19 protein-coding genes, 1 pseudogene and 1 other annotated feature are annotated in these 24921 nt (G+C 48.4%); of the genes and pseudogenes, 14 read left to right on the top strand and 6 right to left on the bottom strand.

Annotated elements, in window-relative coordinates; genetic code table 11:
- Positions 1-270: 270 nt before the first annotated feature.
- A complete protein-coding gene (locus QUE74_RS28570) occupies positions 271-4176 on the bottom strand; it encodes an autotransporter outer membrane beta-barrel domain-containing protein (protein ID WP_001034092.1) in 3906 nt (1301 codons plus the stop codon).
- Between the two features lie 276 nt (positions 4177-4452).
- Between QUE74_RS28570 and QUE74_RS28565 the strand changes: the two genes are divergently transcribed.
- Positions 4453-5666, top strand: a protein-coding gene (locus QUE74_RS28565; RefSeq protein ID WP_404853795.1) for an IS3 family transposase whose coding sequence is annotated in 2 segments (ribosomal slippage) — positions 4453-4741 and positions 4741-5666 — 1215 coding nt in all. Because the reading frame shifts where the segments join, the coding sequence is not laid out codon by codon here.
- Positions 4734-4850: a sequence feature (AL1L pseudoknot), on the top strand. Its footprint overlaps the gene before it by 117 nt.
- Before the next feature lie 40 nt (positions 5667-5706).
- On the opposite strand, the pseudogene QUE74_RS28560 reads toward QUE74_RS28565, so the two are convergent.
- The 5 genes and pseudogenes from QUE74_RS28560 to QUE74_RS28540 form a co-directional block, all read right to left on the bottom strand.
- Positions 5707-5802, bottom strand: a pseudogene (locus QUE74_RS28560) (hypothetical protein); the annotation flags it as partial.
- Between the two features lie 21 nt (positions 5803-5823).
- Entirely contained in the window at positions 5824-6189 is a 366-nt protein-coding gene (locus QUE74_RS28555; RefSeq protein WP_001355470.1) for a hypothetical protein, read from the bottom strand.
- Positions 6190-6314: 125 nt separating this feature from the next.
- Positions 6315-7543 (bottom strand): IS3-like element IS2 family transposase gene (locus QUE74_RS28550; protein WP_088895425.1). Its coding sequence is split into 2 segments (ribosomal slippage): positions 6315-7228 and positions 7228-7543, totalling 1230 coding nucleotides; the frame shifts between segments, so codons are not numbered across the junction.
- A 247-nt stretch (positions 7544-7790) separates the two neighbouring features.
- Positions 7791-8639: a helix-turn-helix domain-containing protein gene (locus QUE74_RS28545; RefSeq protein WP_086251859.1), complete on the bottom strand. Its 849-nt coding sequence runs from the start codon at positions 8637-8639 to the stop codon at positions 7791-7793.
- 531 nt (positions 8640-9170) lie between these two features.
- A complete protein-coding gene (locus tag QUE74_RS28540) occupies positions 9171-9995 on the bottom strand; it encodes a helix-turn-helix domain-containing protein (protein ID WP_000919910.1) in 825 nt (274 codons plus the stop codon).
- Positions 9996-10182: 187 nt separating this feature from the next.
- Between QUE74_RS28540 and QUE74_RS28535 the strand changes: the two genes are divergently transcribed.
- The 13 genes from QUE74_RS28535 (at position 10183) to QUE74_RS29740 (ending at position 24889) form a co-directional block, all read left to right on the top strand.
- Entirely contained in the window at positions 10183-10719 is a 537-nt protein-coding gene (locus QUE74_RS28535) for a fimbrial protein (protein WP_024262289.1), read from the top strand.
- A 14-nt stretch (positions 10720-10733) separates the two neighbouring features.
- Positions 10734-13178, top strand: coding sequence for a F4 (K88) fimbrial usher FaeD (gene faeD, locus QUE74_RS28530; protein WP_024262290.1), 2445 nt, complete (start codon positions 10734-10736; stop codon positions 13176-13178).
- Positions 13171-13932, top strand: a complete 762-nt coding sequence (gene faeE, locus QUE74_RS28525; RefSeq protein WP_000044481.1) for a F4 (K88) fimbrial chaperone FaeE — start codon at positions 13171-13173, stop codon at positions 13930-13932. Before faeD ends, faeE begins: the two co-directional genes overlap by 8 nt.
- Before the next feature lie 40 nt (positions 13933-13972).
- Positions 13973-14464, top strand: a complete 492-nt coding sequence (gene faeF, locus QUE74_RS28520; protein ID WP_000753470.1) for a F4 (K88) fimbria minor subunit FaeF — start codon at positions 13973-13975, stop codon at positions 14462-14464.
- A gap of 234 nt (positions 14465-14698) precedes the next feature.
- Positions 14699-15499 (top strand): F4 family fimbrial subunit, encoded by an 801-nt coding sequence (locus QUE74_RS28515; protein WP_000751809.1) that lies wholly within the window; start codon positions 14699-14701, stop codon positions 15497-15499.
- A 72-nt stretch (positions 15500-15571) separates the two neighbouring features.
- Positions 15572-16390, top strand: a complete 819-nt coding sequence (faeH, locus tag QUE74_RS28510) for a F4 (K88) fimbria minor subunit FaeH (RefSeq protein WP_077883607.1) — start codon at positions 15572-15574, stop codon at positions 16388-16390.
- A 30-nt stretch (positions 16391-16420) separates the two neighbouring features.
- Positions 16421-17185, top strand: a complete 765-nt coding sequence (gene faeI / locus QUE74_RS28505) for a F4 (K88) fimbria minor subunit FaeI (protein WP_000758127.1) — start codon at positions 16421-16423, stop codon at positions 17183-17185.
- Between the two features lie 16 nt (positions 17186-17201).
- Complete coding sequence (faeJ, locus tag QUE74_RS28500) at positions 17202-17975, top strand: F4 (K88) fimbria accessory protein FaeJ (RefSeq protein WP_000932016.1); 774 nt, start codon at positions 17202-17204, stop codon at positions 17973-17975.
- Positions 17976-18066: 91 nt separating this feature from the next.
- On the top strand, positions 18067-18660 hold the full coding sequence (locus QUE74_RS28495; protein ID WP_000404109.1) for a hypothetical protein: 594 nt from the start codon (positions 18067-18069) through the stop codon (positions 18658-18660).
- Positions 18661-19555: 895 nt separating this feature from the next.
- Positions 19556-20419 (top strand): F4 family fimbrial subunit, encoded by an 864-nt coding sequence (locus tag QUE74_RS28490; protein WP_001355415.1) that lies wholly within the window; start codon positions 19556-19558, stop codon positions 20417-20419.
- Positions 20420-20491: 72 nt separating this feature from the next.
- The gene (locus tag QUE74_RS28485; RefSeq protein ID WP_001080141.1) at positions 20492-24166 is read left to right on the top strand and encodes a S6 family peptidase; all 3675 of its coding nucleotides are present in this window, start codon (positions 20492-20494) and stop codon (positions 24164-24166) included.
- A gap of 243 nt (positions 24167-24409) precedes the next feature.
- A complete protein-coding gene (locus QUE74_RS29745; protein WP_001355416.1) occupies positions 24410-24616 on the top strand; it encodes a DDE-type integrase/transposase/recombinase in 207 nt (68 codons plus the stop codon).
- Between the two features lie 48 nt (positions 24617-24664).
- Positions 24665-24889, top strand: coding sequence for an integrase core domain-containing protein (locus QUE74_RS29740; RefSeq protein WP_000087485.1), 225 nt, complete (start codon positions 24665-24667; stop codon positions 24887-24889).
- The last annotated feature ends 32 nt before the right edge of the window (positions 24890-24921 follow it).

Here is a 24921-nt window from a genome sequence, read left to right as displayed (position 1 = left end):
GTTACCAATACTGGCTTAATGGCTACATACGGCGGTCAGTTTACGCTTACATTTGTGGGAACCGGCGGTCAATCCTGTATGCAGGATTTGTATCACAGTTCCGGATGAGAGGAAGACGTATGTGGCCGTAAAAAAGCCGGCATTACTGCCAGCTTTAGTCATCGCAGTTAAGTAAACCAGTCGACTGACATCCCGGAAATGTCTCTCAGACATATCAGGGCGGCAGGCACTGAGCGTAAAGGGCCCGCAGGCCCTGTTGAATACGGAGTATCAGAACGAGTAACGGAAGTTAGCGTTGACTGCATTATCAACGTTGTACTTACCAAAGGCGGATTTCTCAAACTCCAGTCCAAAGCGGACGTTATCCCTGATTTCTGCATTCAGGCCAACGGACATCAGCATACGGCTGTCCTTTTCACCTTTGATGCGTTTTTCACCAGATGCATCCCGCAATACGGTTTCGCCATTAGCCAGCAGGTCGAACTGGTAGCCCAGACCGGCACGGGCTGTCACTTTCCAGTCCTTACCAGAGAAGGATTTACCCACATCCACACCAGTTCGGCCAATCAGCGGATTGTAGTCCTTGTCCTTCATGGACAGATGCATTCCCTGGTCCTTCCATGCAAACTGTTTACCGGATACAGAACCGTAAACCAGCTCAGCCTGTGGCTCAATCCAGGCATCCTCAGTGACATGATAGCGGTAGCCCGCTTCTGCACCGGCATACCATGAATGCGTGCTGTAATCACGGGTTCCGAGTCCGGCAAAGGTTGCAGTGTACTCATTATCATGGTGAACATACTTGCCAATCAGGTCGATATAGGCACCGGAATCAAACATGGCGGAAGCATACAGGCCAGCCCCCACAGACTTCGTTTTACCACTGAAAACATCGGCGGAGGCACTGCTGTCAGTGTGTGTGACAGTGAAACCGGTAAACAAATCCAGTCCGTCCAGCTCATGTTTTTTGTCGACCCCGACCTGAACGTGCGTGTAGTTGTCACTGAAACCACCACTGGCAGAGCCGGTACCGCTCATGATGCGTGCCCATGCACCGGCTTCGCCGTTGATGTCACGCAGGTCACCCATACGTTTGTTCAGGTTGTTGACCTCGTTCAGAAACGCTTTATAGTCAACAGAGAACAGGGCGGCGGCATTCCGGGTTGCTTCCTTGTTTGCTACCGTGTTATAGCCTGTCAGTGACCATGTTATTTTGTCATCGGTTTCCTGGGTTGTAATGACCGGCGTTACATTACTGAAACCAATGGTTTGTTTACTGGCTTTAAAGACATTTTTATTGGTGTCTTTTGGTGCGCTTACCAGTTCAATATTCAGTTGTTTTTCAGGCGTTGGTTTCTGAAGGAAATCAACGAGTAAAATATTGTTCTCACCAGACAGGTGTTTTTTGACCTCCAGTTTGTCTGATTCAGAAAGGTTTGTACGCATCGCATAGGCGCTGTTGCTGGTTGCCAGCTCATCGACCGTCAGCGTATGGAATTTCTTATTGTTTGCGCTGTCAGTGAAATAGACCATGCTGTTTGTACTTTTCAGTGTTTTCAGCGCAGAATCTCCGGTTAGTTGCCACCAGGTGTTGTTCATAGTGGCAGATGCTGGCGGGGCATGAATTGCACCCCGGTATGAGACATCAAATCCACCTAAAAGACCAAGAGCAAGCTCTTTTGAGGCTTTGTCAGACAGGTTCGATGGGGTGCTTTCATCATGGCCGAACATGATGGATGCACTTTTAGTGGAAGTTATATCCCCCACCACTGATGCTTTATTTTTTGCAACGAGTCTGGCTGAATCGTCAGTCAGTAGATAAGATGCATCATTCAGATATATTGAGGGTTCGAATTCATTGTCTTTGTCAGGATAGCCTGTCATGGTGAGATTGCCGGAGACGCTGATATCGTTCGTGGAGAACACACCACTCTGAGCTGTCACATCAGCACCTTTCTCTATGGTTGTTTTTGTGTTAAGCAGGTATACATAATTTGAGAATAACGCTTTTGCTTTATCTTTAATGACAATGCTGCTGTCTTCAGCAGTTATACCACCAGTAAACCCGGTTTCGCCCTGAGAGTGCCCGCTTACAATATTCTGGCGGAAGCCAAAACCATCGCCGGTAATATTTTTACCTGCATGTAAATCAATATATGCTGTAGTGTCACCAATTGTAATGTCTGACTTGCTGGCCTGAATGTCTCCCATTACATTGGCATTACGACCGATGGAAAAATCGGAATTTTCAAGATGTAGTGTTCCAAATCTGAAGGTTCCGTTTTCCCAGTCAGGCTGAGATAAATCCGAGACTTCATTGCTGGTTTTATAAGTATACCCGCTTTGTTTTACAGCATCTGCTTCTGTATTTTGCATGCCTGCCACATAATCACTGCCACACAAAAAACGCATAGGAGCGGGTAGTGAACACGCAAAACCACCATCCCGATAAATAGCATGTTCAGTGGCATGTCCCTGCATGGACAGTTGTGTATTACGCAGGCTTATATCATTTGTTGTGTCCACTCCACCATCAAGAATAAGACGGCGGTTCTCTTTTTTCGTCTCATGATGCTGAAGCACGTCCAGATTCCCGTTAATGTTGCCGTGATAGATATAATCAGCATTATTACTCAGGGATAAAATGGATTTTTGGGGCGACGTATTGGTTATTACTGCGCCTGAATCAGTTGCAGCAATTTTATTGAAAGACTGATTGTGTCCATTCAGGTCAAGTGTGCCGCCATTTTTCGCGAAGAAAATGCCGTTGTACTCACCGTCAGACAGCGCTTTTTCTGCATTCAGTCGGACTGTGCCATCACCACTGGCCATGTAGATATTGTTGAAGGTTTTCTCTGCACCAAGTATGACAAGGCCGTCACCTGTTTTAAGATTGGTGTTCTGGGATTTTCTGACATCTAAAGTGCCATCACCAATTTTATGAAGGTTGTCTTTATTGTCATACCGTATATTCCATTCAACGGTGCTACCGTTTCTTGTGTCAATACCAGCACCTTTAAAGGTGAAATCATTCCCGTTTATCTGATATGTCTTTTTATCATTAAAGACAAGACCGCCAGCACCATTGTCAAAACTGGATTTCAGGAGGATGTTACCGCCACCTGTGAATATTAAGTCTTTGTTTTTTATTTCGGATGTGTCAGTGCCGATGCCGGCAAGTTTACCGTTTTCAATGGTTACTTCCTGTTGATTGGTCATATCAACATTGTGGCTAAATGTTTTCTTTATGGTATCAACAGCGTTCTGATCCCATTTGCTATATGCAGTATGCGTTTTTCCATTGGAATAGTAATAAACGCCCCATGCAGTTCCGGCGACAACCCATTTTTTCTTTTCGTTGTCATATACAAAGAGGGCTGAACCACTGTCACCCTGAGTTGCAAGGTTATTAAATTCATCAAACTGGTTGTTGGTTAATACTAACCATCCACTCCAGTCATCAATATGAACAAAAGAACCATTTAACATTTCTGGTTTGTAAAAAACCTCATCAAATGGCGTTGTTTTTCCATCTTTTTTTATACCAATTGTTCCTGAACCGGCCCTGAACGCGATAAGTTTTTTCTCGCCTTTATAATTAATGCCATACCGCTCAAGTGCCTGTTGCTTTGATAACGAAGTGTCTGCGCCTTCAGTCACTCCTCTGGTCTCAACAACAAATTTGTCAAGTCGGGATACTGCGAAGTCGGGGTGTGATGTATGCCAGTCTGCCTGTTTGTATGTTGTGTTTCCCCAGTTTTGCTCCGCAACTGAGTGGTGGGTTTTGGTGTTATGTGTTGCTGTAATACTGTATGCCCCACCTATAGATGTTGTTGAACCTTTGTTTGCAACAGGTGAAAAGTCAGGGAACGGGACTTCAGGTAGTTTAAGGCTGCTGCCATCTTTCTTCTCTATTTCTATATTTGTAGCGCCGGCCTGAAATATCCCCTTGTTCTGCGCAAAGTCCATATAATCACGGATGTAAAAATTTGAAATATCCATCTGTGACGCAAAAGAATATGAGGGAGATAATAAACCTAAAAAACATAATGGAAGTATAATTTTTTTCTTGTTTTTCTTACCCGATGCTCTGGATGATACTCTGCCGGATAATTCAGAAACAGCGATTAGCCCTCCTGTAATATGGCTGTATTTAAGAGAATATATTTTATTCATACAAGCTCCATTATTAAGATAAATATTAATTTTGCTAATCTATCATATAGTGTATCTCTGACAGTTGTGAACATTGTAATCATCTTTCAGGTAAATGTTTATTCCTTTGTGTGTTTGTTATCATATGGATAACAAACACAGTATGTTTATCTTAATCATTCATGAGGGATACATGAAAGGAGGAGGCGTAGATAATAATAATTCTTGTTAAAGAAGTGAGATTGAACCGCCCCGGAAATCCTGGAGACTAAACTTCCTGAGAAAGAGGTAAACAGGATGACTAAAAATACTCGTTTTTCCCCCGAAGTCCGTCAACGCGCAGTTCGTATGGTTCTGGAAAGTCAGGGCGAATATGACTCACAATGGGCGGCAATTTGTTCCATTGCTCCAAAGATTGGCTGTACGCCAGAGACTCTGCGTGTCTGGGTTCGCCAGCATGAGAGGGATACCGGGGGCGGTGATGGTGGGCTCACCACCGCTGAACGTCAGCGTCTGAAAGAGCTGGAACGTGAAAATCGTGAACTGCGCCGCAGTAACGATATCCTTCGCCAGGCTTCCGCTTATTTTGCGAAGGCGGAGTTCGACCGCCTCTGGAAAAAATAATGCCACTGCTGGATAAGCTGCGTGAGCAGTACGGGGTCGGACCGGTATGCAGTGAACTGCATATTGCCCCGTCAACGTATTACCATTGTCAACAGCAGCGGCATCATCCTGATAAACGCAGTGCCCGTGCGCAGCGCGATGACTGGCTGAAGAGAGAGATACAGCGCGTATACGATGAAAATCATCAGGTGTACGGTGTGCGTAAAGTCTGGCGTCAGTTGTTACGGGAAGGAATCAGGGTGGCCAGATGTACAGTGGTGCGCCTCATGGCGGTTATGGGACTTGCCGGTGTTCTCCGGGGTAAAAAGGTCCGCACTACCGTCAGCCGGAAAACCGTTGCCACAGGTGACCGCGTAAACCGTCAGTTCGTGGCAGAACGTCCTGACCAGCTGTGGGTGGCTGATTTTACTTACGTCAGCACATGGCAGGGCTTCGTCTATGTGGCGTTCATCATTGATGTGTTTGCCGGATACATCGTGGGGTGGCGGGTCTTATCGTCTATGGAAACGACATTCGTGCTGGATGCGCTGGAGCAGGCGTTGTGGGCCCGTCGTCCGTCTGGCACCATCCATCACAGCGATAAAGGCTCTCAGTATGTGTCACTGGCCTATACGGAGCGACTAAAAGAAGCAAAACTGCTGGCATCAACAGGGAGTGCAGGCGACTCGTATGACAACGCGATGGCTGAGAGCATCAATGGTCTTTACAAAGCGGAGGTAATACACCGTAAGAGCTGGAAACACCGTGCAGAAGTGGAACTGGCCACACTCACGTGGGTGGACTGGTATAACAATCGACGATTGCTGGGAAGGCTGGGCCATACTCCTCCGGCAGAAGCAGAAAAAGCTTATTATGCTTCCATCGGAAACAATGATCTGGCAGCCTGAGTTCACAGATAAAACACTCTCCAGGAAACCCGGGGCGGTTCATGATTTTTGTCACCGACTCAATCACCACCGGACGCACTGAACCTTCCAGCTGTTTCTCCAGCCAGTTAAGCCAGCGGTTTCCCTGCTGAAAAATGTCGGCAAAACGGGGAAAGCATCAGAAGGGCGGGGTGACTCCGTCTGGCCAGTGAACCATGCCACACTCCGGGCAGTACATGCCGCCGGCGCTGATACCGGCAAGAATGGTCGCAAACTCCCGCTCCGTGCAGCGGGCTATTTCCGGATACCCTTCGTCATTGACACGAACAAACCAGAAGACCAGCTTTTTGTTTCCCGCATCCACAAAGAATGGAATATTCAGGTCTGCGCAGCATTCAACGGCATCGTCAAAATTATCAAAGTGCAGAACTTCTGCGTCTTCTTCGTCAAAGAAGTCATCGTCGTGAAGCTTCACGACATAGCGGGGAAGTTTGCTTCTTTGAAGAGCGGGTTTTCGTTTACGGGGTTTAGCTGAACGGGCCATATAACCACCTGAAAGACAATAACATTGTCTGTTTTTATAACGGTAATGGCAGACCATGACAAGTCGCAGCCGTCAGGCTGCCTACTCGAGTTCTGGGAATTGGTACTATGATCGTGGATTTGCCCCTATATTTCCAGACATCTGTTATCACTTAACCCATTACAAGCCCGCTGCCGCAGATATTCCCGTGGCGAGCGATAACCCAGCGCACTATGCGGATGCCATTCGTTATAATGCTCGAACGCCTCTGCAAGGTTCTTTGCTGCCGTTAACCCGTCTGGTTTGGGCATGATACTGATGTAGTCACGCTTTATCGTTTTCACGAAGCTCTCTGCTATTCCGTTACTCTCCGGACTCCGCACCGCCGTGTTCTTCGGTTCAAGTCCCAACATCCGGGCGAACTGGCGTGTTTCATTAGCCCGGTAGCATGAACCATTATCCGTCAGCCACTCCACTGGAGACGACGGAAGATCGTTGCCGAAGCGGCGTTCCACCGCTCCCAGCATGACGTCCTGTACTGTTTCACTGTTGAAGCCGCCAGTAGTCACCGCCCAGTGCAGTGCCTCACGATCACAGCAGTCCAGCGCGAACGTGACACGCAGTCTCTCTCCGTTATCACAGCAGAACTCGAACCCGTCAGAGCACCATCGCTGATTGCTTTCTTTCACGGCCACTCTGCCTGTATGTGCCCGTTTCGATGGCGGTACAGCAGGTTTTCGCTCAAGCAACAGCGCATTCTGGCGCATGATCCGGTAAACACGTTTGGCATTGATCGCAGGCATACCATCAAGTTCTGCCTGTCTGCGAAGCAGCGCCCATACCCGACGATAACCATACGTGGGCAGCTCTCCGATAACATGGTGTATACGGAGAAGCACATCCGTATCATCAGTGTGACGACTGCGGCGGCCATCCATCCAGTCATCGGTTCGTCTGAGAATGACGTGCAACTGCGCACGCGACACCCGGAGACAACGGCTGACTAAGCTTACTCCCCATCCCCGGGCAATAAGGGCGCGTGCGCTATCCACTTTTTTGCCCGTCCATATTCAACGGCTTCTTTGAGGAGTTCATTTTCCATCGTTTTCTTGCCGAGCAGGCGCTGGAGTTCTTTAATCTGCTTCATGGCGGCAGCAAGTTCAGAGGCAGGAACAACCTGTTCTCCGGCGGCGACAGCAGTAAGACTTCCTTCCTGGTATTGCTTACGCCAGAGAAATAACTGGCTGGCTGCTACACCATGTTGCCGGGCAACGAGGGAGACCGTCATCCCCGGTTCAAAGCTCTGCTGAACAATTGCGATCTTTTCCTGTGTGGTACGCCGTCTGCGTTTCTCCGGCCCTAAGACATCAATCATCTGTTCTCCAATGACTAGTCTAAAAACTAGTATTAAGACTATCACTTATTTAAGTGATACTGGTTGTCTGGAGATTCAGGGGGCCAGTCTAGATCGGCATTGCTCAGTCCGGTTGGTGATTTAGGATATTCAGCGATTGAGCAGATCGCATAAACCGGACTGAGTTCTCCCTGAGTGATCTACTATTGGACGCACCTATTTAGTGTTAGACATATATCCAAGCCTACCTCTTATTTTAAGATACACATCAACTATCTGGTATCTCAGGAGCCACCTCAGAATCTTTGTATATAGGTAAGTAGTATTCAAAGTAATATTCTCCGTTAGGTTGAGTGGATATGATTTCTAAATCATATCCACTCCTTCTTTGTAAACCATAAAAAGGCAAAACATTTAAATATAAATTATTTACATAGCAAACATAATCTTTCATTTTACCTTTGTATGTGAAGTGAGCATAAATGTTTGGATATGTGGTATTTTTTGTGCAAGGATATTCTTCTGAAGTATGGATAATGGTTTTTATATTGAATTCATTACTTGGTTTTTTCCCGTGAGATATTGTATTTGTTACATATATCTTTGTTTTTTTTGAAAGAATTGAGTTTATTGTATCCCATTTTTTTTTTGCGTTGTCGTATTTGTGTGGTATTCTTCCTGTATAGTTAATAGATATTCCAGAAAAGCATATTTGGGGTAATGCTGTAATTTGTGGAACGGGTAATGATATTTTTAAGTCTCTGTGGCCAGTCTGGTTTTTAAATGTCCATTCTTCACTTTTTCTATACTGGAGAGGGGTGTATCCTGTATGTTTTCTGAATTCTCGTGTGAATGTTTGTTGTGAGTCATAACAAAGTCTTTCTGATATTAATGTAATTGGTAGCCTTGTGAGTCGTAACAGAAGCGCTGCTCTAGTTATCCTCCTGCGTTGGATATATTTTCCTATTGGAATGCCCAGCTCTTTACAGAAGAGTAACTGTAAGTATCTACGGCTATAACCTGAGTATTGAACAAGTATATGAATGTTTATGTTTTTTTTTTCTATGTGTTCATCAATATATCTCAGTATGGCATTAATGGTTGTTTTTTGTAACATGATAATTGCTGATTAATTTATTCTCCTCTTTTCTGATTGTACCGTAGGAAGTTGAAGTGTTATAAGGCTGATTTTGTAAATTTGTGTTGTTTCGTCTTTTTTATTATGGTTGCTGTCTTTGTTTTTTTATTAGCTTTGTGTTTTATGTTATCATGTTTTTATTATGTTGAAGATCCTGTGAATTTTTTGTTTTTTGCGTGGGGGCTTGTACATTATAGGATTAGGTGATGAGTTCTTTCATTCTGGGTTGATGTGGGAAAGTGATTCATGTGGTGATACTTTATTCTTTATATGTGTGAGAATATATCAGGAATATGCAGTATCATAAAATTATTTGCACCTAAGTCGTTCCTCTCCAGGGGGATTAATAACCAGCAAAAAAAGAAGTTGTTACTTTAGCTGCGCCTGATGCATTCAGTGGATAATTTTCTCCAATCATCATCTGCAAGCCCCTTGCGTTTATTACCACTAAACATATAAATATTACAGTTGTTTTTACGGGGGCTTTTTATGCTGTAAAGGTTGGCTGTATTAACTGATAGCGCTGGGGTTTCTTATCGGAATATGAAATTCAAACAGGAAGTCATTTTCACCATACTTTGTTATTTTTTCTATGTCATATCCCCCCCCCCTCTGAAGACCATAAATAGGTAAAGACCATGTATGAATATTATGCATATACTTCCAGTAATCATCCCTACCCCCCCTGAATGTAAAGTAAGCAAAAAGCCCTTTCTTGATTTCGCGGGGGGGGGTGAAATAGTTATCATGCCTCCATACAACGGCATTAACCACTAATTTTCCACATTTTTCTGATGATACTTTGTGTGATATATAAACGTTTTTATTGTTTGATAATAGTGTATCAACTATATTCCACTTATAATCTGATGCTGGGTTAAAAAAGGGGCTTTCTTCTGTATACCGTATTTCTGTACCATAAAACACCTCAGAATTAACACAACAAATTTGAGGTAAGTGAAGCAATATATTATCTTTTTTACCCTTGTGGGATTGACAGAATGTCCAGTGGTCAGTTTTTCTGTACTGCAGGGGGGTGTAGCCTGTGTTTTTTTTAAACTCTCTTGTAAATGTTTGTTGTGAATCATAAAATAACTGCTCTGATATGGCCAGAATAGATAGCTGCGTAGCTCTTAAAAGAGTTGCAGCTCTGGTAATTCTCCGCAATTGAATATATGAACCAATAGGAACTCCCGTGTATCTCTTGAAAATTAACTGTAAATATCTTCGGCTATAACCCGAGTATTTTACTAAATCATTTATGTCCAAAGGTGTGTTTTCAATGTTTGACTCAATATGCCATAGTATTGCATTTATTGTCATTCTTTTTAGCATCTTAAGTTCCTCTGATAACTACAAACTACAGGTGTTAAATAAATTTAAGATATGTTCTGTTTTTTCTGTTAGCTAATTGTGCACTGAGCTTTTTGTTTGTGCATTATTGGCTAAATTTTTGGGGTGAAGTGATATTTAATAGGAGTCAAAGAGCATGCGTTGAATGATATTTGTTGTGGGAGGGGGGGTGAAGATCTTTATATCGCTAATTGCTTTAATTAGTTCTTCTGTTTATGCGGATGTTGTTCAGCGGGTGGTTTTTAGTATGGATGTGGTTGCGTCATCCTGTCATGTGGTGGTGGATGCGGACAGCATCGGCAACAGTGGTCGGCTGACGTTCGGTACTTACCGCAAGTCCACGGGGGATTCTGTACCGCCGCGTGACTTCACTGTGCGTTTGTATGAGTCCGGTGCCACGGTTCAGGGGTGCTCAGCCTTTAAGGCAGGGCAGGTCGCCACCTTGGATTTTGGTAACCCGGGACAGCTGGATGCAGGGGGCGTGGTCACCCGCGGTGCTGGTGATGGTATTCGAGTGGATGTGCGGGCAGTGGATACACAGGCAGATTATCGCGAACGTCTGACTCAGGACACTCATTCTGTGAGTTACCCGGTGGAGTTTGCTGCTAAGGGGCAGTTCCGTTTTCGTGCACAGCCGGTGTTTCCGGCGAACGTGAAGGCGGGGGAATACACGGGGGCACTGACCTTTGTGGTCACGTATCAGTAACGGAGAAAAGGATTGTGTGTGCAGGAAAGAAGGCAGTCGCAGAGCCGGCTTCGTCCGTGTTTTTCCGTCGGGCCGCTCTTGCGCTTGCCGTATCAGCTGCTTTCGCCAGTGTCACAGGTATTGCAGGTGAAAAACTGGATATGTCCTTTATCCAGGGTGGTGCCGGGGTTAATCCGGAAATCTGGGCAGCCCTGAGCGGCAGCTATGCGCCGGGGCGTTATCTGGTTGACCTGTCTCTGAATGGGAAGGAGGTCGGGAAACAGATACTGGATGTGACACCACAGGACAGTAATGAACTGTGTCTGACAGAGGCATGGCTGACGAAGGCCGGGATTTACGTCAGTGCAGATTACTTTCGTGAGGGATATGACGCCACACGACAGTGCTATGTGCTGACAAAAGCCCTGTCAGTGAAGGTGGATTTTGATGTTTCCACCCAGAGTCTGGCGCTGTCTATTCCCCAGAAGGGGCTGATGAAGATGCCGGAGAATGTGGAGTGGGATTACGGGACCAGTGCATTTCGCGTGAATTATAACGCGAACGCCAACACCGGCCGTAATAACACCTCGGCCTTTGGCTCAGCGGACCTGAAAGCCAATATTGGGCGCTGGGTGGTGAGTTCTTCAGCCACGGCCAGTGGCGGTGACAGCGGGGATAACTCCACCACGATAAACATGTTCACGGCCACCCGGGCCATCCGCGCACTGAGTGCGGACCTGGCGGTCGGGAAAACATCCACCGGGGACAGTCTGCTGGGCAGCACGGGAACGTACGGAGTGTCGCTGAGCCGGAACAACAGCATGAAGCCGGGCAATCTGGGGTATACCCCGGTGTTCAGCGGCATTGCGAACGGGCCGTCGAGGGTGACGCTGACACAGAACGGGCGGTTGCTGCATTCGGAGATGGTGCCGGCAGGTCCGTTCTCCATCACGGATGTGCCGCTGTATACCAGTGGTGATGTGACCATGAAAATCACCGGTGAAGACGGGCGCGAGCAGGTACAGAACTTCCCGTTGTCGGTGATGGCCGGGCAGTTAAGCCCGGGGCAGCACGAGTTCAGTGTGGCAGCCGGTTTGCCTGACGATGACAGTGACCTGAAAGGGGGGGTGTTTGCTGCGTCATACGGTTACGGTCTGGACGGGCTGACGCTGCGCACCGGGGGGGTGTTTAACCAAGACTGGCAGGGCGTCAGCGCCGGGGCTGTTCTGGGGCTGAGTTACCTGGGGGCGGTGTCTGCTGACGGGGCTTATGCCACGGTAAAATACCGTGACGGCAGCCGCAGCGGAAATAAGGTGCAGTTATCCTGGAGTAAACAACTGGATATGACGAACACCGGACTGCGGGTGAGCTGGTCACAGCAGAGTGAGGAGTATGAGGATATGTCCTCCTTTGACCCGACAGATCTGTGGTCGCAGTCAAATCATGGTCGCCGGACGAAGGATGAATGGAATGCCGGTGTCAGTCAACCGGTGGGTGGACTGTTCAGTCTGTCGGTGTCCGGCTGGCAGCGGAGCTATTACCCCGCATCCACGACCGGGAGTTACCGGTACAGCGATGACAACGGTAAGGACACAGGTATTACCGGCACCCTGAGCACACAGATTAAGGGCGTCAGTCTTAACCTGGGCTGGTCCGGTTCGCGGAACACCCGGGGAGAAAACAACTGGTCTGCATCGGCGTCAGTGTCGGTACCGTTCACACTGTTTGACCGTCGCTACAGCAGCAGTACGTCGGTGAGTACGAGTAAAGACGGTGGCACAGGCTTCAGCACCGGCGTGTCCGGCTCGCTGAATGACCGTTTCAGTTATGGTCTGGGCGGTGGGCGTGACAGTGGTGGTGGTGTGAGCAGTTATCTGAATGCGTCGTACAGTGGTGACCGGGCTTATCTGAATGGTGCCCTGAACCACTCGCAGTCCGTCGGAACCAGTGGTTCTGTATCGGTCAGCGGTTCGGTACTGGCCATTCCGGCGGCGAAAGACATTATGTTCAGCCGCACGACCGGGGACACCGTGGCGGTAGTGAGCGTGAAGGATACACCCGGAGTGAAGGTGACGTCCGGTGACGGACAGACTGACAGTGACGGCAACTTGGTAGTACCGCTGAACAGCTATGACTGGAACACGGTGACGATTGATGCGGGCACGCTGCCGCTGAGTACCGAACTGATGAATACCAGTCAGAAGGTTGTACCGACAGACAAAGCAGTGGTCTGGATGCCGTTTGATGCCCTGAAAATTAAGCGTTACCTGCTGCAGGTGAAGCTGCGTGACGGTGAGTTTGTGCCGGGGGGCACCTGGGCACGTGACAGTAAGAACACTCCGCTGGGCTTCGTGTCTAGTAATGGTGTGCTGATGATTAACACGGTGGATGCGCCGGGTGATATCACCCTGGGCCAGTGCCGGATACCTGCGGCCAGACTGCAGGATACTGAGAAACTACAGGAGATTACGTGTGAGTAAGCGTAACGCAGTAATGACGTTTTTCACTAACCGGGTGACAAAAGTACTGGGAATGACTCTGGCGCTGATGATGACCTGTCAGAGTGCGATGGCTTCCCTGGCGGCAGACCAGACCCGCTATATCTTTCGCGGGGACAAGGATTCACTGACCATCACGGTCACCAACAATGACAGAGAACGTACCTTTGGTGGCCAGGCTTGGGTGGACAATATCGTGGAGAAGGACACCCGTCCGACCTTTGTGGTGACGCCGTCCTTCTTCAAAGTGAAGCCGAATGGTCAGCAGACACTGCGTATCATAATGGCCTCGGACCATCTGCCGAAGGATAAAGAGTCGGTGTACTGGCTGAACCTGCAGGATATTCCGCCGGCTCTGGAGGGCAGCGGTATTGCAGTGGCGCTGCGCACGAAGCTGAAACTATTCTATCGCCCGAAGGCACTGCTTGAAGGCCGCAAGGGGGCAGAAGAGGGCATCAGCCTGCAGAGCCGCCCGGATGGCAGGATCATGCTGGTGAACACCACGCCGTATATTTTTGCGATTGGTAGCCTGTTGGACGGAAACGGAAAGAAAATTGCCACGGATAACGAGACGGCACAGAAACTGCTGATGTTCATGCCGGGTGATGAAGTACAGGTGAAGGGAAATGTGGTGAAAGTTGACTCTCTGAATGACTGGGGAAGTCTGCAGACCTGGACTATTAACCAGAAGAAACTGGCAGTACCGGAAGTAACAAAAGCTGATACTGCAGAGTAGAAATAATAACCCTCCAAAATAAGGAACAGAGGGGTAATAAATGAAGAAAACAATGATGGCAGTCGCCTTGGCTCTGAGTGCTCTCAGTATTCCGTCAGCACTGGCCGCTGAATACAGCGAGAAAACGCAGTATCTGGGTGTAGTGAATGGTCAGGTGTCAGGTAACAGCGTGGTGAAGGTAAACCGCACACCGACAGACCCGGTGTTGTACCGGAGTGGAGACACGACGCCTCTTCCCGGCAGCCTGACCATCCGCAACGCAGAGTCTAGGGCAGCATCCGGTGGCCTGGCGTATATCACGGTGAAGCAGGTGTTACCGGATAACGGGGAAGCCCGCATCACCCTGAAGACGGCACTGATGGTTGACGGAAAGAAAGTGGCACTCAGTGCCAGACAACAGGGTGAGGATATGGTGATCACTGTTCCGGAGGCACACACGCAGGTTGAGCTAAGAACCGATGCGCCGATAGAACTGGAAGTGCCGGTCACTTACCGGGGAAACCTGCAGATAGCCCTGCAGGTGGAGAGCTGAGAGGACATCCCATTTCTCAAGGAAATATGTCCGTAATTTTGGTACGGGTCATATTGGTAAAGGGATTTACCACATTTTTAAACGGGGATAACGTAAAATTATTCTGAGTTAAACAATGTGTTTAATGAAATGCGGTTATTTAAATAAACCTTAGGGATAGTTTTGCGGTAATTCCGGAAAATAAGGGTTGCCGATTTTGTTTTGTTATTTATGAAATATCAAGGAATTTATTTTATGAAAAAGACCCTGATTTCACTGGCTGTGGCTGCTGGTGCTGTTATGTCCGTATCCAGTGTAGCTAATGCATATACTCCTTCATTTTCTAACGGAGATATTTCTTTAGGCGGTACTATTAGCACTCCTGTGCAAGCTGCTCTGTATGAAGGTAAGGTTGGTTCTCTTTCCGGGCTTGATGCGACTATCCCTGTCGGTGCAAGCACAGTGACTATTGCTGCACCTGCAAATGCGGGACTTTTAGCATTGCGTTCTGTAGCAGGTGGGTTTAATAATACGGTCTCAGATAGAATCGCTAATATCACCTTTAATGGAGTGAGCTTGCTGGACGCAGCTTCCGGTGATTCTTTCAGTAATGGCGCCATTCAGATGACCTTGGGTGTCCAGGATGACACTGGTAGTGCAATTGGTGATGTTGTTTTTCCGATGCAAGTAGCAGCTGTTATCACCACAGAAACCAATGGTGATGTGTGGGGGACTTCTATGTTTGCTTCTGCAGACAATCATGCCTTTTATGGTGGACTGCCTACATCAGCTTCTCAGGCTGTAACGCTGTATAGTGATGCTGTCAATGTCATGAACGGACTGTTCTCTGATGTTACTGCCAATCTCCCTCAAATTACCCGTGAATCAGCTAAGGCGGAAGTGAAAAATTTCGCTTTAGCTGATGCAGTATTTAATACTGCATACGCGGCTGGTATTGTTATGGGGGAAAACATTACTATTAATCTAGACAATCCAGCGACAACAGGAAGCGTGGCTTGGACTGCATCTATGCCTATTGTTGTTACCTATAAATAATATAAGGTAGAACTTTTGTGTTATACAGGGTATCCGAAAAGATGCCCTGTTATTCTGCTAAGGCATTAAATTATGAGGATATTACAAGCAATATGGCCTTCTGCTGTAAATGGCTGTTATTTTTTGCCTGTTCTTTTTATAGCTCTTTTATTTTTTTCTTTGCGAGCTGATAGCGATATTTTGGATGGTGGCGAAATTCTGTTTAATGGCTTTGTCACTGACGAAGCTCCCAAATGGACTTGGCAGATAAGTTCTCCCGACCAGATTTGGGCGGTGGATACTGCCGATGCGCGCACGGAGAACGGGCAACTGGTTTTTAATTTGCGTGATAAAGGAACGCTGTCGTTTCTGGAGGGGCATTTGCATGAGGTGGCTGAGCGCGGTGGTCCCGGATTCACGCCATTTATTAGCTTCAGCAGTAACGGTCAGCCTTTCGCCGTAAAGGAAGGCAGTGGCACAACAGCGCAACGTTTTCGCGCCTCTGTCCCGGTGCGTGACCCGGAAACGGGGAACGTATTGGGACAGCTTTCTTTCACTCTGAATCAGGGGATGGCTGTCAGTGTCGGTAGACAGGAAGACGGGGGAGCTGTGCCGGCCGGGATGTCGCTGGTCAGTGGACAGAGCGTGACGGATGTACAATCGGGAAATCTGCCTCAAGGGCTGAAAAACCGTCTATCTTCATTATTACTGATGAATCAGAATTTTGGAAATGGCATGAATGCGGTGGATAACGGACAGGTTATCAACCAGGGAATATTGGCTGACGGTCGAGTGATGGATCTGGCTGCGGCATATGCTTCTGCTGTGTCGGATTTTGAACTGCGGTTACCGGCAGAGGGTACACCGGCCAGCTGGCAGGTGGGGCTGAATGTGACGGTTACAGTACAGTGATGGTTGCAGGGATAGAAGGAGAGAAGAGAAATGAAAAAGGTGACGCTGTTTCTGTTTGCTGTCAGCCTCCTGCCCTCCACAGTGCTGGCCTGGAATACACCGGGAGAAGATTTTAGCGGCGAGCTTAAGCTGGAAGGCCCGGTGACCAGTACCCGTAATCCGTGGGTATGGAAAGTCGGACAGGGAAATGAAAGCCTGGAGGTTAAACAGAGCCGTAGTGTTCGTGATGGTGAGCAGGGAATTCCGGTTGCACTGCCGGCGATGACCGTTTTACTGGGAAAAACTACCCTGACCACTCCGGCAGGACGTGAGGGGCTTTCACCCCGGGTCAGTTACGGAACGGGCGGTGATTTTTTTTCACTTGTCTGGACAGCACCTGGCATGGCGGAAGTGACGCTGCCTGTTATCGGAGATAATAATGTCCGGGAAGGTTCATTTATTTTCAGAATGCAGGCGACCGGGGTATTGCGCTATGTGAAGGACGGACAGCCGGTGTATGTCGGCGTGTATGACGATCTTAATGCGAATGGTCTGCCTGGTGAAAGCAATTCTATGAAAGTTTCTGATATTCCGGGGGTTCTGCAGAAGATGTTTAGTGGTGAAGGCCCCGGCTGGATGCAGACAATGACGGTGACGGTTTCAGAGGGGCTAAGTCGTTTCAATGATGTCTCCCTGCGTCAGGTTGAAGGTGCGTATGGTGCTCAGACTGTAGCAGACAGTGGTGAATTACGTCTGAACGGCACGATGCCGGAACGCTGGCGGGTGTCACTGCCGGTAAGTATTGAGTACCAGTAAGCAGGAGGACAGTCCGGTGCTGAATATTATTCATCGTCTGAAGTCCGGTATGTTTCCGGCTCTGTTTTTTCTGACTTCAGCCAGTGTGCTGGCACAACCTCTGATTATTCCGCCGGGCCATTGGCAGGAGGGAATGGCTGTGGGCGTGACGGAATTCAGCGGCACGCTGTATGTTCCTGAAGTTTCCTGGCAGTGGCAACCCCGCGCTGTACGGATGGCTACACCAGATGCCGTGCATGCCGGTCTGACAACGGGTAAAAGTGGCATGGTCAGTGAAAGCCGGGCAGGGCAGGATTTTTATATTCTTGGCGGACATACCACATCGCTGACAAGCTCCCGTCCCGGGCTGCAGCCGTCAGTGACATTACTTCAGGTGATTCCATCATCTCCCCGGATTGCGGCCCGGGGAGAACTTGCCCGGGGGCAGATGCGTTACGGGGAAATCACGTTTACCGTTCGTCACCTGTTGGCATGGCAGGACAATATCACAGCTGGTCAGGGCTGGAGTGTGGTTAGCGGAGAGGTGACACCGGAGGCAGAACGGCAGGTGAAACGTCTGTTATGGCAGGTGAGGGGCTATGAATGGACACCGAACTATGCAGGATTAACCGCACGTCCTGATGCGTTTATTTCAGGGGCAGAGTCGCTGTTGTCACAGGAAAATGACAGAAAGTATATTGTCGGAGCCTGGGTGACATCACTGAGTGATGTGCGGGTGAATTTCCCCGGTGCTGAGGAGCCGGTAAAACGCTGGCAGGGGAGTTTGACGCCGGTAGTAGCCTATTTCTGATAAAAGGAAAACGAAGAGTCATGGCTCCGGTAAGGTGAGTTCTGGGCGCTGATGCCGTAATTAGTGGTCTTTTATTTTTGGCTGATGTGATATGGAAATAAAAACAAAGGGAAAGGTACTTCTGACAGGAACCTGCTGGTATGAGCTGACAGGGCTATGGAGTCTGTTATCAGACTGTGAGTACGACGTTTACCGTGTGCCACTGGGATATACCTGTTCCCGGGAGAGCTGGGACCTGATTATTGTGGCGCTGAGTGCAGAGCCTCTTGCGGGGTGGGGGCGTCATTTATCCAGGATACGTGAACTGAGGGCGGAAATGTCCGGTGAAATGCTGGTTCTGGTGCCGGAGAGGCTGGAGATGCTGAAGGTGTTGCGAAATATCTGCCCAGTGTACAGTGGATACATGTCTCTGTCGGACCTGGAAAGAACTGTGCGCATGGCACTGAACAGAAAGGTATCTCGTGCCGGTAAATTCCGTCTGACCTCCGGACAGCGACTGGTACTGAAACGCTTTTCAGAGAGAGGCAGAGTCTGTCCCCCGCTCCTGAACCCGGGTGAACGAAGTCTGTACTGGCATTACGCCCGGTTGGCAGAGAATGTTGGCGTGAGAGATTTCAGGATGCTACTGATGACCGGGCTGGACAGGGAGATACATAAAATAGAGGAGTTTCAGTCTGGGCAGTGATTTTATATCCGTAGAGAGACTACTCTGTGTGCTCAGTAACGGGGGAAACCATATCCAGCCGGTGGTTTTTTCATCAGATTTGCCATATCTGGTGTTGAGTTGCTGGTTCGCTGGCACATAGCGAAGGGATAAATTATTCCGTTGGCATATTTCATTAGCAGGATGGAATCTGTCGGTCTGTTGTTTCTCCTGAGGGAGAGATACTGAATCATAGGGGGAACTGATTTTCTGATATTAAAGCCATGTTATCTCGTGGTTTCCGGCTTGCCGTGAGCGTGACACCTGTATTGAATTTGCACTGGATGATTTCGGAGCCTGATGTTCCGTGATGCCATACCGAAATACTTTCTGGTCAAAGGCTTCACACAGGACATTCTGAGTGAAAAGAGATCCCGGCATATTGTGAGTTTTGTAGGGGAGTGGGGTATTGATACGCTGGCAGAAGGTGTGGAAACACAGGTGCAGGTGAACTGTTTGTTCTGTCTGGGCGATTTCCTCAGACCGGAAAAGATGGAGGCATTTTGTTGTGAGTATAAACAACGTCAGCGGTGTAATCGGTAAGTCATTCCTGAAAAATAAAATCAAATACATTTAAGTGTTTTCGTTTTATTTCTGATGATCTGACCTCTGGCGTTGCATTTTTCAGACTCCGGCAGAGTTTTCTTCTTACTTCGACTTCTTTTGTTCATGTTTTTGGGCAGGCATGTTTATTCATTTTGTCAGCAGGCAGGGGCGCAACCTTCTGGTGAATATAGAGGACATACCTTCGTTCTTCAGAAAGGTGTTTTTTGTGAGCTTTATATCAGGGGAGTTGAAGGGAATGTTATTGTGGATGAGGAGTTCAGTGCGGTTTACAGAAAAATAAAAGAGATTTCACCACGAGTGAATAATACGAGTGAAAATATATCTGAGGGGAGTGAACGTGCGTCAGAATGCTGTGATTGAGGCTTTTCTTATTATCATATTATTAATCTGCGGGAAAGTTTCTGCTGATACCGGATGGCACTCTGGCAGGGACTTTCAGGGGTCTGTGGGATTAAGGGGGACCATCATGCCTTATGATGACACCCTTCCTCCTTGGTTGTGGAAAACGGGCGGATATACCGGGTTCAGCAACAAAATCAGTGAGCTGACCAGTAATAGAACACGCTTGACGGTTAGTGCTCCCCATGACCTTCTGCTGCTTGCCGGTAAGTCGGCACGTGCTTTTGAGGGCAGTGAGACATCCGGTGCCGGTATTGTTCCTGTCATTCAACTGGTGGGAAGTGACGGAGGCGAAATTCGCATTCAGTGGGCCAGTGGTACACCGGGACAGGGGCTGCTTGTACTGCCACTGAATGTTACCGGAGACTCTCAGACGACAGGCACTCTGGCGGCAGAGGTTCAGGCTTTCGGGGCGCTTGCGTGGACGGAAGAGGATGGCTTTGGTGCCAGAATAACCCAGACACTGGGGAATAACAGTGCTGATGCTTATGTGTTTAATGGCGGCGTACCTGACAGCAACGCGTGGAGCACGGCTGACGGGCTGAGTTTCATTTCCCGGATGACGGAAGGTGAGGTGTCAGCAGAAAGTATCTGGAAACAACTGAAATTGGGTGTTCCGGGTGTGCCTGATTCACCTGTGATTGCTGATGAAAGTGGTTATCAGGACCTGGTGGGGGAAGGCTGGTTTTATTCCGGGGCATATGTACTCGGGATTTCTTCCGGCACAGTTCTTAATCTTCATTTCAGTGAACCGGTTACAGGACAGTCAGCCTAGCGGGCAGGGATGACGGTGATTATCCGTTATGCCTGAGAGTGCTGATTTTATTTTTTTCAGGGTTAATTAAAAATGAACAGAATTTATTCTTTACGCTACAGCTCTGTGGCCCGGGGTTTTATTGCCGTCTCTGAGTTTGCCAGAAAATGTAATTTAAAATCAGTCAGGCGTTTGCGCCTTCCTGTTTTATTGCTGACGTCCGTACTTTTCTCTGCAGGAGGCTTTGCGGGAACAGTTAATAATGAACTTGGCTATCAGTTATTTCGTGATTTTGCTGAGAATAAAGGTATGTTCCGCCCGGGGGCAACGAATATCGCCATTTATAATAAGCAGGGAGAGCTTGTAGGTACGCTGGATAAAGCGGCTATGCCGGATTTAAGTTCCGTGAATTCAGGAAGCGGTGTGGCGACACTAATTAACCCGCAGTATATCGCCAGTGTGAAACATAACGGGGGATATACAAACGTCAGCTTTGGTGATAGTGAAAACCGTTACAATATAGTAGACCGGAATAATGCGACTTCACTGGATTTCCATGCTCCCAGACTGGATAAACTGGTGACAGAGGTTGCCCCGACTGCGGTGACGGCGCAGGGGGCAGTGGCTGGCGCATATAAGGATAAGGAACGCTATCCTGTTTTTTATCGTCTGGGGTCTGGTACCCAGTATATCAAGAACAGTAATGGACAACTGACACAAGTAGGTGGGGCATATTCCTGGCTGACCGGCGGGACCGTCGGTAGCTTGTCATCCTACCAGAATGGTGAAATGATTAGTACCAGTTCAGGTCTGGTTTTTGATTACCAATTAAACGGTGCCATGCCTATTTATGGTGAGGCCGGTGACAGTGGTTCTCCTTTGTTTGCTTTTGATACTGTTCAGAATAAATGGGTGCTGGTTGGTGTTCTCACCGCGGGGAATGGTCCAGGTGGCAGGGGAAATAACTGGGCAGTTATTCCTCTTGATTTTATCGAGCAAAAATTTAACGAGGACAATGATGCTCCGGTTACGTTCAGTTCATCTGAGGGGGGAGTACTGGAGTGGAGCTTTGACAGCAGCACCGGAGTTGGCACCCTGACCCAAGGGACCATCACATATGACATGCACGGACAGCTGGGAAATGACCTGAATGCCGGTAAGAATCTGGAATTTCTGGGGCAGAATGGGCAGATTGAACTGAAGGATTCGGTTTCGCAGGGCGCGGGTTCTCTGACGTTCCGTGATAATTACACAGTAACAACCTCTAACGGAAGTACCTGGACTGGGGCTGGTATTATTGTGGATAAAGGAGTGTCCGTAAACTGGCTGGTCAACGGCGAGGCAGGTGACAATCTGCATAAAATCGGTGAGGGTACGCTGACGGTACAGGGTACAGGTATCAATGAGGGAGGTCTGAAGGTCGGGGATGGGAAGGTTGTTCTGAGTCAGCAGGCGGACAGTAAAGGACAGGTGCAGGCTTTCAGCAGTGTAAATATTGCCAGTGGCCGACCGACTGTGGTACTAACTGATGACCGACAGGTAAACCCGGATACCATTTCTTGGGGATATCGTGGGGGGATTCTGGATGTTAATGGTAACGATCTGACGTTTCATCAGCTGAAGGCCGCAGATTATGGTGCTGTGCTGGCAAATAATTCTGATAATCATGCCTCAATTACGCTGGATTTCGATACAGAAGAATATCTGTATCATGGGCAGCTAAAAGGAAACGTGGATGTAACTAATGTGGTTGAAGTTGGGCAGAGCGCTGTACTGGTCATGGATGGCTCCGCTGATATATCCGGTAAATTTACCCAGGAAAACGGGCGTCTGACGTTGCAGGGGCATCCGGTTATCCATGCATACAATACTCAGTCTGTGGCTGACAAACTGGCTGCCAGTGGAGACCATTCGGTTCTGACTCAGCCCACATCATTCAGTCAGGAGGACTGGGAGAACCGGAGCTTTACCTTTGACAACCTGTCACTGAAGAACACCGATTTTGGCCTTGGCCGTAATGCCACGCTGAACACCATGCTTGAAGCAACAGATTCGACGGTCACACTGGGCGACAGCCGGGTTTTTATCGACAAAAACGACGGTAACGGTACGACCTTTACGCTGGAAGAAGGCACATCAGAGGCTGTGAAGGATGCAGACCGTAGCGTGTTTAATGGGAGCGCTGTCCTGAACGGGAAGACGACACTGGATATCATGAACGCAACCTTTAATGGTGATATCAGCGGTCATGCCAGCTCTCATGTAGAGTTGTCTAGTCGAAGTCACTGGAATATGACGAAAAGCTCCACGCTGGATTCGTTCAGAAGCAAAGGCGGGACGCTCTCCCTTGTGACAGACAACTGGTCGCCGAAAACGCTGACGGTAAACACACTGCATGCCAGCAGTATGAATATCGCTATGGGTGTCAGCACTGCCGACAACACGGGCGACCGGATTGATATTCTGAATAAGGCAACTGGCGGACATAACACACTGGACCTGTCCACCCTGTTTGACCAGACTCTCACACTGAAAAATGACCTGACTCTGGCATCTGCACCGGTCGGAACTTCTCACGGGTACTTCTCCTTTGCCAGCCTGAACAGGGGGTTTACTGTTTATACCCCTGACACACAGGTGCAGGAGAAAGACGGCAGAGTTTACTGGCAACTGAAAAGTCATGCCGGAACAACAGAATCTCAGATATCACCGGGTGTCAGTGATGGTGTGACAGATACAACCTCTCCGGTTGCACCGGATACAGGTAATACAGGAAGCACTGAGGCTGATGGTATTGTGTCTGAAGGGAATAACAGCAGTGGTGTGACGCCTTCCCCTGATTCTCCGGGAGAGAATGCGGGCACGACGGTGAATGGCAGTACGCTGTTTAAGGGCGCGGATAACACATCTCTTCTGAAGAAAGCGCGTGTCATGTTTTCCGCCCGTGAGTTTATTCTCAGCGACAGCGCTGACCGCTGGACACAGGTGGTGGACAACAGCGATGCAGACGGTGGTGTATGGGCCATGACAGGGTACAGTCATGGTGGATATGACGACTTCAGCCTAAACCAGAGTGGACTGAATGTGGGATTTCGCCAGTCTGCTGCCAGTAATACCTGGTGGGGGATGGGGGCAGAGTTTTACCGGGGGCACAGCAGCACAGATGGCTACCGGGATGATTTCAGCCTGTGGGGCGTGCATGTTCTGGCAGGTAAATCCTTTGACGGTGGTCTGTTTGTGGATGGTATGATCGGATACCGGGAGCTGTCAGAAGATTACACTATTCAGGGAGAGCTGAGTGACCTGTCCGGCAGAGCAAAAAGCCATATCCTGACAGCGGGTATCCGTGGCGGGTGGAAGATGTATGCATCCCCTCTTGATATGTCGATAACACCGACTGTTTCACTGAACGGTGCACGGGTGGACGGAAATCGTCTGCAGGGCCGGGAGCGGAGCGTGGAGCTTCATGATGGCGATGCCTTGTGGCTGAAAGCCGGGGTTGAGGCAGAAAAATTATTTGGAAATATGACGCTGAAGGCAGGTATCTGGCGGAATATCACGTTTAACGATATGCCCGGAATGACCCTACGTGATGACTGGAAAGCCCGTCACTATGATGCAGAGAAAGCTGACCGCTATACCGTTTCGTTTGGTATCAACGGAAAGCTGACAGATAAACTGTCAGTACAGGCAAAAGTGAACAGCAGTTTTGATGGTTACTTTAAGACCGATGCTGAAGGGATACTGGGTATTCGGTATGATTTCTGATAGCAGATATCGCTGATAACTTATTCTGTTGAGGGGCTGGATAGCCCCTCCGGAATATTTTTATATGTAATTGTCAGGCATGAACCGTCGGGAATAAGCATTACCGCAGGCTCTATCGTTGGATATTACAGCGCACTAAGACCGCACGAATATAACGGTGGGTTACCCCCAAACGAATCGGAAAATCGATACTGAAAAAACTCTAACGCGGTGGCCAGTTTTTGTTGACCACTTCAGGTCTGGGTGGCAGATATAACGTATGTTGCCACCCGGGAAGGATGGCTGTATATCGCTGGCGTCAAAGATGTTTATACGAGCGAAATTGTCGGTTACGCCATGGGAGAGCGCATGACGAAAGAGTTGAAGGGTAAAGCCCTGTTTATGGTGCTCAGGAACCAGCGCCCACCTGCCGGGATAATCCACCACTCCGATCGTGGTTCACAGTACTGAGCATACGATTACAGGGCCATACAGGAACAGTTTGGTCTGAAAACATCAATGTCGCGTAAAGGTAACTGTTACGACAACGCTTCGATGGAAAGCTTCTGGGGAACACTGAAAAATGAAAGTCTGAGCAACTATCGTTTTAAGAGCTGGGATGAGGCCATCTCAGTAATACGGGAATACATTGAGATTTTTTTACAATCGTCAGCGTCGTCACTCTCGTCTGGGAATATCTCCCCGGCAGCCTTCAGGATAAAATATTATCAGATGGCTGCTTAGAAAAAGAACAAATGGTGGTGTCCGCTATTGCC

Origin of the sequence: Escherichia sp. 10290, from assembly GCF_030295155.1 — a bacterium.
Lineage (GTDB): Bacteria > Pseudomonadota > Gammaproteobacteria > Enterobacterales > Enterobacteriaceae > Escherichia > Escherichia coli_F.
Note: the sequence above shows the minus strand (reverse complement) of the source record. Positions and strands in the feature narration are given on the sequence as shown.

What these genes read in the sequence shown, in the direction of transcription:
- faeF (WP_000753470.1), top strand. Translation starts at nt 13,973, where the DNA reads ATGAAGAAAACAATGATGGCAGTCGCCTTGGCTCTGAGTGCTCTCAGT.
- QUE74_RS28555 (WP_001355470.1), bottom strand. Translation starts at nt 6,189, where the DNA reads ATGGCCCGTTCAGCTAAACCCCGTAAACGAAAACCCGCTCTTCAAAGA.
- faeH (WP_077883607.1), top strand. Translation starts at nt 15,572, where the DNA reads ATGAGGATATTACAAGCAATATGGCCTTCTGCTGTAAATGGCTGTTAT.
- QUE74_RS28540 (WP_000919910.1), bottom strand. Translation starts at nt 9,995, where the DNA reads ATGCTAAAAAGAATGACAATAAATGCAATACTATGGCATATTGAGTCA.
- QUE74_RS28545 (WP_086251859.1), bottom strand. Translation starts at nt 8,639, where the DNA reads ATGTTACAAAAAACAACCATTAATGCCATACTGAGATATATTGATGAA.
- QUE74_RS29740 (WP_000087485.1), top strand. Translation starts at nt 24,665, where the DNA reads ATGTCGCGTAAAGGTAACTGTTACGACAACGCTTCGATGGAAAGCTTC.
- QUE74_RS28515 (WP_000751809.1), top strand. Translation starts at nt 14,699, where the DNA reads ATGAAAAAGACCCTGATTTCACTGGCTGTGGCTGCTGGTGCTGTTATG.
- QUE74_RS28495 (WP_000404109.1), top strand. Translation starts at nt 18,067, where the DNA reads ATGGAAATAAAAACAAAGGGAAAGGTACTTCTGACAGGAACCTGCTGG.
- QUE74_RS28485 (WP_001080141.1), top strand. Translation starts at nt 20,492, where the DNA reads ATGAACAGAATTTATTCTTTACGCTACAGCTCTGTGGCCCGGGGTTTT.
- faeI (WP_000758127.1), top strand. Translation starts at nt 16,421, where the DNA reads ATGAAAAAGGTGACGCTGTTTCTGTTTGCTGTCAGCCTCCTGCCCTCC.
- QUE74_RS28570 (WP_001034092.1), bottom strand. Translation starts at nt 4,176, where the DNA reads ATGAATAAAATATATTCTCTTAAATACAGCCATATTACAGGAGGGCTA.